Raw genomic sequence first — 2060 nt, 5'->3', positions numbered from 1 at the left:
GAATCCCCGCGAGGTCGCCCCGCCCGAGCCCGCGTGAACGCAGGTGCTGGGCCCAGCGGTTGGCGGTGGCGTTCAGCTCCGCGTACGTAACCCGTCGCTCGCCGTCGATCAGCGCGACCGCCTCCGGCGAGCGGGCGGTCTGCGCCTCGAACCGCTCGACCAGTGAGGTGTCACCGATGTCGACGGCGGACCCGGCCCAGGGCCCGAGCAGCAGCTCCCGCTCGGCGTCCGAGAGCACGTCCAGTTCCGCGAGGCGCAGCTCGGGGTCGGCCAGGGTCTGGCGCAGCACCTTGCCGAGCACGGCGACCATCCGCTGGACGGTGGAGCGGTCGAACAGGTCCTCGGCGAAGAGGACCGTGCCGCGCAGGTCCTGCCCGTCGTCCGAGCGGAGCAGGAACTCCAGGTCGAACTTGGCCGCACCACTCGTGACATCGGGCACTCCGGTGACCCGGGCATCGCCCAGCCGCAGTTCCGGCACACCTCCGGTCTCCAGGGTGAGGCAGATCTGGAAGAGGGGGTGGCGGGAGAGGGTGCGGGTGGGGTTGAGGGTGTCGAGGACGAGGTCGAAGGGTGCGTCCTGGTGGGCGAAGGCGTCGAGGTCGGTGGTGCGGACGCGTTCGAGGAGTTCGCGGAAGGTCGGGTTGCCGTCGGTGTGGGTGCGCAGGACGAGGGTGTTGACGAAGAAGCCGACGAGGTCGCGCAGTGCTTCGTCGGTGCGGCCGGCGACGGGGGAGCCGATGGCCAGGTCCGTACCGGCCCCGAGGCGGGTGAGGGTGGCGGCGAGCGCGGCGTGCACGACCATGAACGGTGTGCATCCCTGGGCGCGGGCCAGTGCGCTGACCTGCTCGAAGAGGCCCTGCCCCAGATCGACGTCGAACTGCCCACCGCGATGCGAGGCGCGTGCGGGGCGTGGGCGGTCGAGGTTCAGGGCGTGTTCCTCGGGCAGGCCTTCCAGGGTCTTGTGCCAGAAGGCCAGCTCCTGCGCCAGCACACTGTCCGTATCGTCGGCGGAGCCCAGCACCCGCTGCTGCCAGACGGCGTAGTCCGCGTACTGCACCGGCAGCGGCTCCAGGACCCGGCCCTCGGCGCCCGCAACCCGCGCCTCGTAGGCCCGGGACAGGTCGTCGAAGAACACTCCGGTGGACCGGCCGTCCGTCGCGATGTGGTGCACCAGGAGGAAGAACACCCATGAGTCGTCGTTGACCCTGAACAGGGCCGCCCTGACCGGGAGTTCGCTCCGGAGATCGAAGACGTGGCGGGCGGCCCCGGCCATGGCATCGTCCAGCTCGCCGGCTGCCACCTCGCGACGCTCGATGAGCACGCGGGCGTCCGTGGCCGGGAGGACGTGCTGTCGCGGTTCGCCGTCGACCGTCGCGAACACGGTCCGCAGGGGCGCGTGGCGTTCCACCACGTCGTTGAGGGCTGCCTCCAGGGCATCGACGTCCAGCGGGCCTGCCAGCTGTACGGCCATCGGGACGTTGTAGGCGGGGCTGCCGCCGTCGAGTTCGGCCAGCAGCCAGAGCCGGCGCTGAGCGAAGGAAACGGGCGCGTTGTTGTCACCGGCCCATGCGCCGGCGGTGAGGGGCGGGAGCGCCGGCCGGCCCTTGAGGGTGCTGATGTGCTGGGCGAGGCGTGCCGGGGTCGGGTGCTGGAACACGTCCCGGATGGTCAGCCGTAGGCCCAGCACGTCGGCGATGTGGTTGGTGAGGCGGGCCGCCAGCAGCGAGTGACCGCCATGGGCGAAGAAGCTGTCGTCCACGCCCACCGGAGCCGAGGTGCCCAGCACCCGGCTGAAGAGTGCGACCGCGAGCTCTTCGAGCTGGGTCTGCGGCGCACGCGCCGTGCTCACCGCCGCGACCGGCTCGGGCAGCGCACGCCTGTCGATCTTCCCGTTCGGTGTGAGAGGCAGCCGGTCGAGCGGGGTCAGGTGGGCGGGGACGAGGTGTTCGGGCAGCTGGGCGGCGAGGTGGCGGCGGACGTCCTCCATGGCCACGGCACTGCTGACGACGTAGGCGGAGAGTTGGTCGTGGTGGGTGGTGACGGTGGCCTGGGTGATGTGG

At 71.5% G+C, this 2060-nt stretch carries 1 protein-coding gene; it reads right to left on the bottom strand.

Annotated elements, in window-relative coordinates:
* Positions 1-2060 (bottom strand): condensation domain-containing protein (locus E6P78_RS32370; protein WP_168712763.1); only part of this gene is annotated, 2060 nt, incomplete at both ends.

Origin of the sequence: Streptomyces sp. A0958, from assembly GCF_004795035.1 — a bacterium.
Classification (GTDB): Bacteria; Actinomycetota; Actinomycetes; order Streptomycetales; family Streptomycetaceae; genus Streptomyces.
The sequence above is the reverse complement of the archived record's forward strand: the minus strand, read 5'-3'. Positions and strand labels throughout refer to the sequence as shown.